The organism is Alitibacter langaaensis DSM 22999, from assembly GCF_003096995.1.
GTDB classification, from domain to species: Bacteria; Pseudomonadota; Gammaproteobacteria; order Enterobacterales; family Pasteurellaceae; genus Exercitatus; species Exercitatus langaaensis.
The window spans coordinates 1-14,307 of the sequence record NZ_QENU01000024.1 but is presented as its reverse complement, the minus strand read 5'-3'; the positions used below and the strand labels follow the sequence as shown (position 1 = coordinate 14,307).

Genomic DNA, 14,307 nt, shown 5'->3' with positions numbered 1-14,307 from the left:
GGAATGTGAATTTCGGTTTAACTTTGGAACACCCAAAATGCAGCTAAAAACATTGCGAAAATGGTGTGAAATTTAGGGCTAATCTACGTCAGCCCCAAAAATTAAGCTAACTTAAAGCCGAGCGATATAACAGCCACGAAAAAAGCGAGATAATTGCTTCTCGCTTTTTTTCAAATAGTGCAACATCATTACACTTTTTAAAACTTAAATACCATATTATCCTCATACTTGCCCGAGTAACTCGTAGAAGTTTTTACGATAATACGATCATAGTTTTCGAACGCTTGCCAATTATCCCACTTATCTTCAATCATTGCGTCAATAAAGCGAACGAACTCGCTTTTGGTTGAGCTGAAAAACACAAAAGGTGGTCTAGTTAAGTGAATGAGTCGCAGGAAATCCACCAAATCAAAATAGCGAGTTTGTTTATAACTAGCTTGGTGTGTGCATAGATATGGGGGATCTAACACAAATAACGCCTTTGTGTCATTTTGATATTTGGGCAGTAAGGTATGAAAACTCTCACTGACTATTTCAATGCCGTCTAAATATCCTTCTGCCGTAGGATAATCCGTCTGGCGAATGCAATGCCAGAAATCTTCCTTGAATAATTCTTCCAACGTTGATACTTGCTGACCGCTAAAGCATAGCCAAGAGCATAAAATATGCTCATTAATGTAACCATCAAAGTCTTTAATTACGTTGATAATTTGTTTTTTGATGTCGCTATGTACACGCTTGCCTTTTTCTGTGGCCGATAGGAGCGGAAAAATCAATCTCCGCAATCGGTTAATGTCGTCAATATGACGTAAACGCTCAGCATAACCGTCAAAGTCGTTATAAATCACTCTAGCTTTTGGCTTTAAGCGTTTGGCTACGTGGCTGAGTAAACCACTGCCACCAAAAGCATCTACGATAGTCCAACCTTCGCCAGCATCAGGAACGTTTTCATTTAATAAACGTTCAAAATATTTCAAAAACATTCGTTTTTGACCAATAAAGGGGCTAAAATTCGGCTGCCGAGAGGGAAATCATCACTTTCCCCCATTCAACGCAAGCTGTGGGCGGTTTGGAAACAGATGCACGCAGATGGTTTGATTGATGATGGGTCTTCTCGTGGGCTGAATGGGTTTGTGAAAAGGTCGTTAAACGATGATGTACCGTGGAATGAGCTAACAAATACCCAAGCCACTTTGATTTTGGAAACCTTGAAACAATGGCAAAAACGAGTAGGTAAATAAAATGAGTATCGCCAAATTTGACAATGAAGACTTTCACACTAAAGCCCCTGACTTATTGGCAGATTTGGCGAAACACACTGTGGTTGCCGCCAAAGAGTTCGGGCTTTGTGAAGAACTTGCAGAAAACCTTGGAATGATTGTTGCGATGAAAATCAGCCAATCTTGGGGCGGTTTGAATGTGTATATGCCGAAAGCGTTGGAATTGTTCGCCTGTGAACGCGAAAAGCAAATTTACAACGAATTTAACGGTGTAAACCACGCGTATTTAGCAAAGAAATACAACCTTTCGCTACAATGGATCTACAAAATTGTGAAGAAAGTTCAAAAAGAAGAGGTGGACAAACGCCAGTTCCAAATGTTCCCCGAGTAAAACATAAACAAAAGCTCCAGATGCTTCCCAAGTAAAATACAAATGGCAGCTTCAAATACGCCGAATAAAAATACAAAACCCAGCCATTTTTGACTGGGTTTTCTTTTTCTCTATGTGTAACGCTATTTCATTTTTCCCTTCCCATCTCTTCCCACTAAGTCCAAATTTTTCCCATTTATCTTGTTTATTTATGTGTGGTTATGTTGGGTGGGTTTACTAACTATAAATGTTAATGTAAATAAAATTGTTAATCTTAAGGCTAAATTTAATGCTCCCCAATAATCTTTGAATGTCCATGAAAATATGTAAATAAAGACATAATGAGATAAATAAATACCAAAGGAATACTTACTCATTATAGTAATAATTTTACTTTCTTTTTTTCTCTCAAAATAATTTTTGATTAAGAAAATAAGCCCGACACTTGATAACACAATAAAAATAGATGATGAATACCAATGATAAGCACCAATAAAATCGCCACGATGCCATTATATTAACATTACAATAATAATAGGCAAAACAACTAATAAAAGTGCAGTTAAATTTTTAATTGAAATTTTCCTATTCAAAAGCACATATCCAAATAGAAAATATGGCAAAAATGCTCCAAGAAAGTTACTTCCTAAACGATTCAAAAAGGAAACATCAATTTTTGTTCCTAAAGTTTCTTTTAGTTGTCCAAATATGACACATAACCCTATGAAAAATAATATATCTTTAGTTGGTAGCTTATCGACAAATCTAGCTAAAAATGGTGCGATAATATAAAGCTGAATAATTGTATACATGAACCATAATTGATGTGCATCACCTATTTTTGCTGGAAAAATCGCGTTACCATTAAAAGTCGAGAACTTTAATGCAGAATAAAAATCTCCTGTTAATAGATAACGATTTATGATAGTTGTCAATAGAGAATAAAAGATGAGCCCCCCCCAAAAATTGCGGTATTCTTCTTTTATAGAAAGTTCCATAATCTATGGTTACTAATCTAGGTAAAATCAATCCGCCTGATAACATAAAAAAGATAGGTACACCAAGCCGATCAATATTGTAAAATAAACTCTTTAATAAATAATTATCTATTCCAACTCGCTCATGAATATGAGTAAAAACGACTAATACAATAGCAATTGCCCGTGCTGCATCCAACCAAAAAATTCGCTGATTCATAAGAAATTTTCCTTGACATTGATTTGAAAAATTTGCTTAATTTACAGCACAGCACAGCACAGCACAAGCACTTGTCTATTATTTTTTGATTAGCCTTAGAAATACATAAAATTTCAACCGCACTTTGCCTTATTTTTGGCAACTTTTTTAGCCAATTTTCCCCTTTCTATGCTATAATTCAGCTAATTTTTTCATCTCAGAATTAGGAAATTTCAATGTCTGAATTAAGTCAAGATATCACGCCTGTTAGCATCGAAGACGAACTTAAATCTTCGTATCTCGACTATGCCATGTCTGTTATTGTAGGACGCGCGTTGCCTGATGTGCGTGATGGGTTGAAACCTGTTCACCGCCGCGTGCTTTTCTCTATGGATCAAAGTGGCAATACTCACAATAAAGCTTATGTAAAATCTGCCCGTGTGGTGGGGGATGTTATCGGTAAATATCACCCCCATGGCGATAGCGCTGTTTATGACACTATTGTGCGTATGGCTCAACCTTTTTCATTGCGTTATATGCTAGTGGATGGGCAAGGTAACTTTGGTTCTATTGATGGCGATGCGCCAGCGGCAATGCGTTATACCGAAGTACGCATGCAAAAAATCACCCAAGAATTATTGACGGATTTAGACAAAGAAACCGTGGACTTCTCGCCAAACTATGACGGCAAGGAAATGATTCCTGATGTGTTACCAACCAAAATTCCAGCGCTATTAGTCAATGGTTCTTCAGGTATTGCCGTGGGGATGGCAACTAATATCCCGCCGCACAATTTAGGCGAAGTGATGGATGGCTGCCTCGCTTATATCGACAATGAAGATATTAGCATTGATGAACTCATGCAATTTATCCCTGGTCCAGACTTCCCGACTGCGGCATTAATTAATGGTCGCCGTGGTATTGAAGAAGCCTATAAAACAGGGCGCGGTAAAGTGTATGTGCGTGCGAAAGCGGAAGTCATCACTAATGATAAAGGTCGCGAACAAATTATCGTGACTGAAATTCCTTACCAAGTGAACAAAGCCAAATTAGTTGAAAAAATTGGTGAATTAATTCGTGAGAAAAAAATCGAAGGGATTTCTGGCATCTTAGATTTATCAAATAAAGAAGGTATCCGCCTTGAAATTGATATTAAACGTGATGCCGTGGGTGAAGTGGTCTTAAATCACTTATATTCGCTTACCCAAATGCAAGTGACATTCGGTATCAATATGGTGGCGTTAGACCATGGGCAACCGAAATTATTTAATTTAAAACAAATTATCGAAGCTTTTGTCAAACACCGCCGTGAAGTTGTTACACGCCGTACCGTTTATGAACTGCGTAAAGCGCGCGAACGTGCGCATATTTTAGAAGGCTTAGCCATTGCGCTGGCGAATATCGATCCTGTGATTGACTTGATCCGCGCGTCTAAAACTGCAGAAGAAGCGCGTGAAGGCTTATTGGCTCGAGCATGGAGTCTCGGCAATGTTGCCCCAATGCTTGAAGCGGCTGGTGTTGACGCATCTCGCCCTGATGATTTACCTGCGGAATGTGGTGTTCGTGAAAGTCAATACTATCTTTCAGATGCACAAGCCCGTGCAATTTTAGAATTACGCTTACACCGTTTAACGGGTTTAGAACACGAAAAAATCGTTGATGAATATAAAGAAATCCTAGTTCAAATCGGTGAATTACTGCACATTTTAACCAGCAGCGAACGTTTGCGTGAAGTGATTCGTGAAGAGCTTGAATTAGTGAAAACAAACTTTAATGATGCACGCCGCACTGAAATTACAGCTGCATCTGGTGATATTAATCTTGAAGATTTAATTGCCCAAGAAGATGTAGTGGTTACACTTTCTCACGAAGGCTATGTAAAATATCAACCGATTACCGACTATGAAGCGCAACGCCGTGGCGGTAAAGGTAAATCCGCGACCAAAATGAAAGAAGATGATTTCATTGAAAAACTATTGGTTGCTAACACGCATGACACGATTCTCTGTTTCTCAAGCCGTGGACGTTTATATTGGTTAAAAGTCTATCAATTGCCTGAAGCCAGCCGCGGCTCTCGCGGGCGTCCAATTGTGAATATTTTGCCATTGGAAGAAAATGAGCGTATCACCGCAATTCTGCCGGTGGCAAGCTATGATGAAGATAAATTCGTTCTGATGGCAACCGCTGGCGGTATCGTGAAAAAAACTGCGCTTACCGAATTCAGCCGCCCACGTTCTAACGGTATCATCGCGGTAAACTTACGAGATGAAGATGAATTAATCGGTGTTGACATTACTGACGGTTCTAATGAAATTATGCTGTTCTCATCGCAAGGGCGTGTGGTGCGTTTTGCTGAATCTGCCGTGCGTGCAATGGGACGTACGGCAACGGGGGTTCGTGGTATCAAACTTGCACTCACAAATGATCTTTCTGATGATGAAAGTGCGGTGGAAATTGAAGAAATTTCTGATGATAATGCGGAAGAAACTCTCGATCTCAATATCGACAAAGTGGTTTCATTAGTGGTGCCAAAAACTGACGGCGAAATTTTAACCGCTACACAAAATGGTTATGGCAAACGCACTGCGTTAAGTGAATATCCGACGAAATCGCGTAATACCAAAGGGGTGATTTCGATTAAAGTGAGCGAGCGTAATGGTAAAGTTGTCGCTGCAACGCAGGTTATTGACACTGACCAAATTATGCTTATCACCGATGCAGGCACTCTAGTGCGTACTCGTGTCAGTGAAGTGAGCATTGTAGGGCGTAATACTCAAGGCGTTCGCTTAATCCGCACGGCGGAAGATGAACATGTGGTTAGTTTAGAGCGAATCGCAGAATCTGAAGATGACGATTTTGAAGATGAAACGACAGAAAATGTTGTGGAAAATTCAGAACAATAATTGACCGCACTTTGAGAATAAGTGACGAAATCTGACAAAAAGCTACCAAAAGGTAGCTTTTTTATTACCGTTTATCATTGTAGTTTATCGCCCAACAAAAACTGCGCCACCACATCCATTCGTAAATGGGGAATTGGCTCGCCCTGTTCTAAAGGCTGTGGTTCAAATTGATCAAATTCAAATTTGCGCGTTGCCCAAAATTCCGCCTTAGGCAATTTTGCAGGCACAGAACCAGGATAAACGGTAACTTGTTGTTTATCTGAAGAACGAACACCGCGAATAGCTTTGAACGTTTCGCCATTTTGATTCACGTTAACCTGTTGTGTGGAACGAATGGCGGCAATTGCGCTGTAATCCAATTCCACACCTTCAAATTCAGCATAACGTCCACCGTCTTGTACCAACTGTCGCATCAAACTAGTTAAATTAGGCAGCTGATCGCTCGTGATATGATCGGCTTTAGTCGCAATAAACATCAGCTTATCAATTTTTGGGGCGAACAAGCGGTTCAGCAAGTTTCGTTTGCCATAATGGAAATTACTAAATAATTGATGTAATGCCTGTTGCATATCTTCAAAAGCTTCGCGGCTATGATTCAGCGGCGTTAAGCAATCAGCTAAAATCACTTGGCGATCAAAATGAGAAAAATAATTTTCGTAAAATGCTTTCACAATATGTTTGCGATAATAACGGTAACGATCTTTCAACATAGCAAAATAACTAGTTGATTTTGCTGTTTTTTCAAGCTGTTGCCATTCTTCTTGTTTTAACCAAATTAGCGGAAAGAATTGTACGGAAGGCGAGCCGGCTAATTCTGCGGGCAGCACAAATCGCCCAGGTTGAATAAAATTCAATCCCTCTGCTTTACAAGCATGCAGATAATCCGTGTAATCTTTGGCAAGATTGGCTAAAACTTCTTCATTTGCGACCGCACTTAAGTCTAAATTTTTAGCTTTTTTTAACCAGTTCTGCGCAAGTTTTGCTCGTTTTCCTTGATGTAACTCACTTAAATTTTGTGACCATTGCTGAAAACTTTGTCCTAAGAGTGGTAAATCTAATAACCATTCTCCGGGATAATCAAAAATATCTAAATATAATGTGCCGCGTTCCTTTATTAAACTCATTAGCCCACGTTGTTTCTGATAACGAATAGCAAGGCGTGTTTCACTGATTCCGCGTGTCGATTGAGGAAAGTGCGGTGGATTTTGGCTCAATTCCGATAAATTGGCTTCATAATCAAAACGTGGCACTCGCAAATCGCGCTGCGGAATACGCTTTACACCTAAAAGGCGCCCGTTTCTTGCCGCTTCAAACAATGGTACGTGACGATTATTTTCTTGATTAATATACATTAACTGATTGATTAAGCTAGTTATAAATGCCGTTTTTCCACTTCTACTCAACCCTGTCACGGCGATACGTAAACTTCGGTCTAAAGTGCGGTCAAAAACTTGCGTAATTTCTTTTTGAATTCGATTGAACATTTTTATTTTTAATCTGATCCTAAATCCTTTAAAATTAGGGCTAATTTACCATAGATTTATGAAAATATGCTTAAATTTCTGACCGCACTTTCTCTGCTTCTGACCAGCTCAATGCTTTGGGCTGCGCCGCGCGTACCTGATGAAGTGCAAAATAATGGTTTGGTCTATTGCACCCATGCCACTGGTTTCTCGTTTAACCCGCAAACTGCAGATGCGGGCACCAGTATGAATGTGGTGACCGAACAGATTTATAACAAATTATTTGAATTAAAAACCAACAGCTCTCAAGTTGAACCCTCTTTAGCGCAATCTTATGAATTTAGTAATGACGGCAAAACCCTGACGATCCATTTGCGCAAAGGGGTGAAATTTCAACAAACACCTTGGTTTATTCCTTCCCGTGATTTCAATGCTGACGATGTTGTCTTTTCCCTTAATCGCGTTTTAGGGCATAACACTTCATTGCCTGAATTTACCCCAACGCCGTCTAAAGGCATGAATCGCCAATACCAAATTTTCTATGGTTTAGCGAAGAAAACCCGTTTCCCTTACTTTGATAGCATTAAATTAAATCAAAAAATTGAACGTGTGGAAAGCACGGATCCTTATACCGTGCAAATTCATTTGCTGCAGCCAGATGCCTCTATTTTGTCTCATCTTGCCAGTCAATACGCAGTTATTTTCTCGCATGAATATGCGTTACAGCTCAATGCTGACGATAACATTACGCAACTTGATACCTTGCCCGTAGGCACTGGTGCTTATCAGTTGAAAGATTATCTCCAAGGGCAATATGTGCGTTTAGTGCGTAATGAAAATTACTGGAAAGAGAAAGCCAAATTAAAAAATATTATTATTGATCTCTCTTCAGACAAAATTGCAAGTTTAGCCAAGTTTTTAAATAATGAATGCCAGCTTGCTGCTTTTCCTGATGCGACTCAATTAGGCTTGCTCAAAGAACAAGGCGAACGCTTTCAAACACACACCGTAGAAAGTATGAATTTATCCTTTCTTGCTTTCAATTTCTTGCGCCCAAGTATGCAAGATGTCGAAATTCGCCATGCCATTGCTCAAGCGATTGATCGTAAAAAAATTATTAAACACATTTATTACGATACCGCAACGGTGGCAAATAATATCATTCCTTCGGTTTCATGGGCGGCTGGCGATGATCAACCGCATTTTGACTACGATTACAACCCTGCGCAAGCTAAGAAAATATTAGAAAATAAAAATTTGACCCTTGAAATGTGGGTGCTAAAAGAAGAATTGGTCTATAATCCCTCCCCGATCAAAATGGCGGAAATGATTAAATCAGATCTAGCTAAAGCAGGCATTACAGTCAAAGTGCGGTTAGTTTCTCGCAACTTTTTAATGCAACATTTGCACGATAAAAGTGAAGATTATGACTTAATTTTATCTGGCTGGCTGGCAAGTAGTCTCGATCCTGATGCTTTTTTACGCCCGATTTTAAGTTGTAGCACGGTGCATGAAATCACTAATTTATCAAACTGGTGTTCACCGTCATTTGAACAATTGCTAAACAAAGGGCTATCCAATAATAATCCCAATATACGTGCATCGGATTATCATTTAGCGCAGCAAGAAATTCTCTCACAATTACCTATTTTGCCTATTGCCAGTGTAAAACGCGTGTTAATCAGCAACACTCATGTACAAAACATAGAAATGACGGCATTTGGTAACGTGCATTTTGAGAAACTCAAATTCAAACGAGGAGGAAGATAATGTTATTTACCCTTTTTCGTCGTTTGCTATTAATCGGCATAAATCTTTTCTTATTAAGCCTTGTGAGTTTCGCTATTTTTATGCGCGATCCCGCGAATCAAGTATTTGCTAGACCCCATATTTATTCTGGTTATATAGATTATGTATCCAATTTGCTAGATGGTGATTTAGGCATTACTTATAATGGCGGAGAACGTCTGCTTTCCGTGATATTAACGGTTCTGCCACCCACATTAGAACTTTGCTTTATCGCCATTTTGCTCGGTTTACTCTTTGGTATTCCACTAGGTCTAATTGGTGCCTTTAAACGTAAGCAATTTACGGGCAAAGCAATCAGCGCGATTTCATCATTAGGTATGTCATTGCCTATTTTCTGGATTGCACCTATTCTGCTTTATTTAGCCGCCGTCTATCATTGGGAAATTTCAGCGGTAGGCCAAACAAATTTACTTTACGATATTCGCCCAATCACAGGATTTGCGGTGATTGACGTATGGTTTATGGATGTGCCTTACCAAACTAAAGTTATGCAGAATGTATTGCAGCACTTGGCTTTGCCGAGTTTAGTTTTGATGATCTCACCGACAATGGAAATCACCAAAATTGTTCAACAGCGTGCGGAATGGGTGATGAGCCAAAATTATGTCAAATTTGCCAATACCAGAGGTTTGGGCATTTTCAATATTTTGCGACACTATATACTACGCAATACGATGCCATTATTGATTCCGCACCTCCCGCGCCTTATCACCTTCATTTTGGCACAATGTATGCTCATTGAAGGTACTTTTGCTTGGCCAGGCATTGGACGTTGGATTATTGATGCACTCAGCCTACAAGATTACAACGCGATTGCAGCGGGGGTTATCGTCATCGGTTTATTTATTATGATGATTAATTTGCTCACTGAATTATTAACACTAGTGCTAGATCCATTTGGTAAGAAGGGATGGTATGCTCGATAAAGAAGCCTATGAATTTCGCGAAAGTGATGCAATCTCTCAAATTTGGCAATTATTTCGCCGTGATAAAATTGCCCTATTTAGTTTTTATACATTAATTTTGCTCATTTTGACCGCACTTTTAAGCCATCAAATTGCGCCTTATGCCAGTGATACGCTTTTTTCTGGTAAAGAATTAATGCCGCCATCTTGGAATAGGAATGGTGAAGTGGCTTATTTCTTTGGCACCGATGATTTAGGGCGCGATCTCTTCAGTCGATTACTCTATGGCACAACCTACACGTTTGGTGCTGCGATTATTATTGTGATTTTCACCGCACTTATTGGTGGTTCACTGGGCATTATTGCTGGCATGTCAACAGGCATCAAATCCCAAATTTTAGGGCATTTTCTTGACGCCTTTTTATCTATCCCTATTTTGCTTATTTCCATTGTGATTGCCACCTTAATGGAACCCAATTTACCCAATGCGATGCTTGCGATCACATTGGCACTATTACCGCATTTTATTCATCAAATTTACCAAGCCATCCAGCAAGAATGTCGTAAAGATTATGTATTAATTCAACGCTTAGATGGGGCTTCTAATTACGAACTACTAAAAAGCACTATTTTGCCCAACATCACGACACTCTATATTAAAGAAGTAACACGAGCTTTTTCCGTGGCGATTTTAGAAATTAGCGCATTGAGTTTTATTTCATTAGGCGCGCAACGCCCAACGCCCGAATGGGGAGCGATGATTCGCGACAGCTTAGAACTACTCTATCTCGCCCCTTGGACGGTGATTCTACCAGGCATTGCCATTATGAGCACATTGCTCGTGGTTATCGTTTTTGGCAATGGCTTGTGTAAAGCGATCAACAAATATTATGAATAGGTGAATTATGGCATTATTAGATATTCGTAATCTTTGCATTGACATCAACACACCCAATGGACGTATTCGCATTGTAGATGGCGTGAATCTGACGGTTAACGAAGGCGATATTTGTGGATTAGTAGGCGAATCAGGCTCTGGAAAAAGCTTAATTGCCAAGGTGATTTGCAACACCTTTAAAGAAAATTGGATTATCAGTGCGGATCGTTTTCGTTTTAATGAAATTGAGCTGTTAAAACTCAGTTCGCAAAAACGCCGAAAACTGATTGGACGCGAAATTTCTATGATTTATCAAGATCCGCTTTCTTATTTAGAACCAAGCAAAGTGATCGGCAATCAACTAATCCGAAACATTCCATCATGGACATTTAAAGGCCGTTGGTGGCATTGGTTCGGCTGGAAAAAACGTCGTGCAATCGAATTGTTGCACCGTGTAGGCATAAAAGATCACAAAGATATTATGCGCAGCTACCCAAATGAAATCACTGAAGGTGAAGGGCAAAAAGTCATGATTGCGATGGCGGTGGCAAATCAACCACGTTTATTGATTGCTGATGAACCCACAAACTCATTAGAATCCAACACGCAACAACAAATTTTCCGCTTGCTCTCAAGTATGAACCAAAATAATAATACGACTATTTTGTTAGCCAGTAATGATATTTTGAGCATCAGTGAATGGTGCAATACCTTTGCCGTGCTTTATTGTGGACAAAATGCAGAAACCGCGCCCAAAGAGAGCATTCTCAATACGCCGCATCATCCTTATACATCAGCGTTGTTGCATTCTATTCCAGATTTCAGCCAACCCTTGCCTTGTAAAAGCCATTTGAATACATTGAAAGGCACAGTACCCTTATTAGAAAATATGCCAATAGGCTGTCGATTAGGTCCGCGTTGTCCTTTTGCCCAAAAAAAATGCGTCAAAAAACCACCGTTCCGCCGCATTAAACAGCATGAATTTGCCTGTCATTACCCACTAAACTTGCGTGAAAATGCAGCTAGCCAAGAACAAATGACAAGCCCATTAACCTTAATTGAAAAATAAATAAAAAAATGACCGCACTTTTACAAGTTGAAGATTTAACTAAGCGTTTCAAGGACTCTGCTGGATTATTTGGGCAGAGCGATTTATATGCCGCTCAAGATATTAGCTTTACCCTAGAAACGAAAAAAACACTCGCAATTATCGGTAATAATGGCTCGGGTAAATCGACTGTGGCGAAAATGATTGTTGGCATTACTCAACCAACATCAGGCAAAATTATGTTCAAAGGCAATGAACTCACATTTGGAGATTACCATTTCCGTACTAAGCATATTCGTATGCTATTTCAAGACGTTAATGCAGCCTTTAACCCTCGCCTAAATGTAGGGCAAATTCTTGATATACCTTTGCGTTTAGCAACTGATCTGGACGAAACAGAACGTAATAATCGAATATTCGATACACTTCGTTTGGTTGGTTTATATCCAGATCACACTAATATAAAAATCGCGACCATGTCCACGAGCCAAAAACAACGCGTTGCCCTGGCACACGCACTCATTCTCCATCCTGATATTATCATTGCAGATGACGCATTAGGCTTTCTTGATGCATCTGTGAAAACACAGCTAACAAACCTTATGCTTGATATCCAAGAACGACGTGGTGTTTCTTATATCTACATTGGGCAAAATATGGGGTTGATCAAACACATTGCCGATGAAGTCCTTGTGATGGATGAAGGACAAATGATTGAATATGGTAGTACGCGCTCTTTATTCACCAATCCCCAAACGGATATAACAAGACGACTTGTAGAAGGCTATTTTGGCAAAGTGCTAGGTGATGATTCTTGGACTATCGCAAAATAGGTTATTACAAATAAGCTACAACACTTTTTCTACATAATTCTAAGTCAATCAGAGTTAAAGTTTATAACAAACCTAATTACGCGGCTATATGACAGATATGAAACGCATTTCTTCACAAGGTTAATAATTATAAATTTCAAGCCTACCTTTCGGGGTAGGCTTTTTGCTTTCTAAATTAAGAAAAATCAATACAACTCACACAAGTGCGGTCTATTTTTTATTAGTTTTATCTGATTTAATTCTTTCTTAATACGCGAACAACATTATCGTTTAATTAAAAAAGGTTTGTATTTTTCCCAAACGGAAAACTAATATTTAGCTTAAATGCTAATATGATGTGCAAACATCCTAAAATTTCATAAAAAATGACCGCACTTTTTAGTTCTTAAGGGATATACCTTAACTTGTTAAACCCTCAATGATTTAAAGTTGTAATAACTCTGGTAGTTAGGGATTTGGCGGTAGATACTTTTATTACGCCTGTCATTATGTGTTATTCAAGTGGATTAATACTCAATAATTCGCTTTATATCTCTTAAACCTAAGTCATAGGCTATCCCATTCATTATTCTTTATGTCCCAATATTCTAAGCATTAACAGTACAGATATTTCTAATATAAATTTAACCTTTCCCTATTCTAAGTCAGCCCTTTTCATTTTATCCTAAAAAAAGTGCTGTCATTTTCCCTAAAATTTCTCTCTGGCATTTCTATTCCTGACTGAGTTTTGAAATAAATAAAAGAGATGAATACGATTAATCATCCTCTTTCATCATACATTTCTCATCATTTATTTCTCATCATTCATTTTTATCAGTTTTGCGTTTTATAACAATAACAATCCGCCCGTGAAACGGGCGGTTTTTAGGCTACCCTATAAGGGCCTAGGACTTCACATGCCCCTCAAGGGGCATGTGAAAAAACCGACAACCGCACAATAATTCTATGGCTTACCCCTTAAAGGGATCCACATATTCTTTCTTCGATAAATTATCCTGAATCATATCTTCTTTTTCCTGATTCCTGATATATTCTTCTACGACTTTTGTGTTTAAACCTACTGTACTTACATAATAGCCTTTCGCCCAAAAGTTTTGATTGCCATATTTATATTTTAGATTCGCATGCCTTTCGAATATCATCAGTGATGATTTTCCTTTCAAATATCCCATAAAACTTGATACTGCCTGTTTCGGTGGTATCTTTAACAGCATATGAATATGATCTTTCATTGCATGTGCTTCTATTATTTCTACATTCTTGTAGTTACATAACTGTCTTAATATTCCTCCTATGTCTACTCGCAATCTTCCATAGATTGCCTTTCTTCTATACTTCGGAATAAAGACTATATGATACTTACAGTTCCACCTTGTGTGTGATAGACTTGAATCGTCATTAGATTTATTTGCCATGACTTATCCTACTATATCTTGAATTTTGGTGGTCAGCCTTGTTCAGTATATAGCGAGGATTTTTTATTTTGCTCACTGCTTAAGCTCTTTTAATCCATATGCATAGCGTATGGTTTTTATAGGCAAACATAGTTTGCCTATAAAAAAAAAGCCCCAGCATTTCTGCTAGGGCTTTCTGCCTCTCGGCTATAATATAATACCTGGCGGTGACCTACTCTCACATGGGGAATCCCCACACTACCATCGGCGTTACGGCGTTTCACTTCTGAGTTCGGCATGGGGTCAGGT

Annotated in this window: 12 protein-coding genes, 1 rRNA gene and 2 pseudogenes; 9 read left to right on the top strand and 6 right to left on the bottom strand. The window is 38.9% G+C overall.

The features are described 5' to 3' along the window. A pseudogene (locus tag C8D76_RS09685) lies at positions 1–76 on the top strand (IS1595 family transposase); the annotation flags it as partial. A gap of 121 nt (positions 77–197) precedes the next feature. Here C8D76_RS09685 and C8D76_RS09680 read toward each other — a convergent pair. Beyond that, positions 198–983, bottom strand: a complete 786-nt coding sequence (locus C8D76_RS09680) for a DNA adenine methylase (protein WP_116632568.1) — start codon at positions 981–983, stop codon at positions 198–200. A 6-nt stretch (positions 984–989) separates the two neighbouring features. On the opposite strand from C8D76_RS09680, the gene C8D76_RS09675 reads away from it, so the two are divergent. After that, a complete protein-coding gene (locus tag C8D76_RS09675; protein WP_243405838.1) occupies positions 990–1,241 on the top strand; it encodes a regulatory protein GemA in 252 nt (83 codons plus the stop codon). Position 1,242: 1 nt separating this feature from the next. After that, positions 1,243–1,611, top strand: a complete 369-nt coding sequence (locus C8D76_RS09670) for a Mor transcription activator family protein (protein WP_116632567.1) — start codon at positions 1,243–1,245, stop codon at positions 1,609–1,611. A gap of 188 nt (positions 1,612–1,799) precedes the next feature. On the opposite strand, the pseudogene C8D76_RS10080 reads toward C8D76_RS09670, so the two are convergent. Continuing rightward, a pseudogene (locus C8D76_RS10080) lies at positions 1,800–2,540 on the bottom strand (acyltransferase). Continuing rightward, positions 2,455–2,787, bottom strand: coding sequence for an acyltransferase family protein (locus C8D76_RS10140; RefSeq protein ID WP_116632564.1), 333 nt, complete (start codon positions 2,785–2,787; stop codon positions 2,455–2,457). Before C8D76_RS10140 ends, C8D76_RS10080 begins: the two are co-directional and overlap by 86 nt. 215 nt (positions 2,788–3,002) lie before the next feature. Here C8D76_RS10140 and gyrA point away from each other — a divergent pair, with 215 nt between their 5' ends. Then, positions 3,003–5,669: a DNA topoisomerase (ATP-hydrolyzing) subunit A gene (gene gyrA / locus C8D76_RS09650; RefSeq protein WP_116632563.1), complete on the top strand. Its 2,667-nt coding sequence runs from the start codon at positions 3,003–3,005 to the stop codon at positions 5,667–5,669. A gap of 74 nt (positions 5,670–5,743) precedes the next feature. On the opposite strand, the gene C8D76_RS09645 is transcribed toward gyrA, so the two are convergent. Beyond that, the gene (locus C8D76_RS09645) at positions 5,744–7,153 is read right to left on the bottom strand and encodes a YcjX family GTP-binding protein (RefSeq protein WP_116632562.1); all 1,410 of its coding nucleotides are present in this window, start codon (positions 7,151–7,153) and stop codon (positions 5,744–5,746) included. Between the two features lie 66 nt (positions 7,154–7,219). Here C8D76_RS09645 and C8D76_RS09640 point away from each other — a divergent pair, with 66 nt between their 5' ends. Genes C8D76_RS09640 through C8D76_RS09620 form a run of 5 tightly spaced genes read left to right on the top strand, consistent with a single transcriptional unit; the run spans position 7,220 to position 12,604 of the window. After that, entirely contained in the window at positions 7,220–8,902 is a 1,683-nt protein-coding gene (locus tag C8D76_RS09640; protein WP_116632561.1) for an ABC transporter substrate-binding protein, read from the top strand. Next, the gene (locus C8D76_RS09635) at positions 8,902–9,867 is read left to right on the top strand and encodes an ABC transporter permease (RefSeq protein ID WP_116632560.1); all 966 of its coding nucleotides are present in this window, start codon (positions 8,902–8,904) and stop codon (positions 9,865–9,867) included. Before C8D76_RS09640 ends, C8D76_RS09635 begins: the two co-directional genes overlap by 1 nt. Beyond that, positions 9,857–10,744: an ABC transporter permease subunit gene (locus C8D76_RS09630; RefSeq protein ID WP_116632559.1), complete on the top strand. Its 888-nt coding sequence runs from the start codon at positions 9,857–9,859 to the stop codon at positions 10,742–10,744. The genes C8D76_RS09635 and C8D76_RS09630 overlap by 11 nt, the downstream gene beginning before the upstream one ends. A gap of 7 nt (positions 10,745–10,751) precedes the next feature. Then, complete coding sequence (locus tag C8D76_RS09625) at positions 10,752–11,792, top strand: peptide ABC transporter ATP-binding protein (protein WP_116632558.1); 1,041 nt, start codon at positions 10,752–10,754, stop codon at positions 11,790–11,792. A gap of 8 nt (positions 11,793–11,800) precedes the next feature. After that, positions 11,801–12,604, top strand: a complete 804-nt coding sequence (locus C8D76_RS09620; RefSeq protein WP_116632557.1) for a peptide ABC transporter ATP-binding protein — start codon at positions 11,801–11,803, stop codon at positions 12,602–12,604. A 950-nt stretch (positions 12,605–13,554) separates the two neighbouring features. On the opposite strand, the gene tnpA is transcribed toward C8D76_RS09620, so the two are convergent. Together tnpA and rrf are read right to left on the bottom strand one after the other, a co-directional pair. Then, positions 13,555–14,019 (bottom strand): IS200/IS605 family transposase, encoded by a 465-nt coding sequence (gene tnpA, locus C8D76_RS09615; RefSeq protein WP_116632556.1) that lies wholly within the window; start codon positions 14,017–14,019, stop codon positions 13,555–13,557. Between the two features lie 198 nt (positions 14,020–14,217). Further along, a 5S ribosomal RNA gene (gene rrf, locus C8D76_RS09610) occupies positions 14,218–14,307 on the bottom strand; the annotation flags it as partial.

Coding starts and splice junctions, on each gene's coding strand:
- C8D76_RS09680 (WP_116632568.1), bottom strand. CDS start 983: ATGTTTTTGAAATATTTTGAACGTTTATTAAATGAAAACGTTCCTGAT.
- C8D76_RS09670 (WP_116632567.1), top strand. CDS start 1,243: ATGAGTATCGCCAAATTTGACAATGAAGACTTTCACACTAAAGCCCCT.
- C8D76_RS10140 (WP_116632564.1), bottom strand. CDS start 2,787: ATGAATCAGCGAATTTTTTGGTTGGATGCAGCACGGGCAATTGCTATT.
- gyrA (WP_116632563.1), top strand. CDS start 3,003: ATGTCTGAATTAAGTCAAGATATCACGCCTGTTAGCATCGAAGACGAA.
- C8D76_RS09645 (WP_116632562.1), bottom strand. CDS start 7,153: ATGTTCAATCGAATTCAAAAAGAAATTACGCAAGTTTTTGACCGCACT.
- C8D76_RS09640 (WP_116632561.1), top strand. CDS start 7,220: ATGCTTAAATTTCTGACCGCACTTTCTCTGCTTCTGACCAGCTCAATG.
- C8D76_RS09635 (WP_116632560.1), top strand. CDS start 8,902: ATGTTATTTACCCTTTTTCGTCGTTTGCTATTAATCGGCATAAATCTT.
- C8D76_RS09630 (WP_116632559.1), top strand. CDS start 9,857: ATGCTCGATAAAGAAGCCTATGAATTTCGCGAAAGTGATGCAATCTCT.
- C8D76_RS09625 (WP_116632558.1), top strand. CDS start 10,752: ATGGCATTATTAGATATTCGTAATCTTTGCATTGACATCAACACACCC.
- C8D76_RS09620 (WP_116632557.1), top strand. CDS start 11,801: ATGACCGCACTTTTACAAGTTGAAGATTTAACTAAGCGTTTCAAGGAC.
- tnpA (WP_116632556.1), bottom strand. CDS start 14,019: ATGGCAAATAAATCTAATGACGATTCAAGTCTATCACACACAAGGTGG.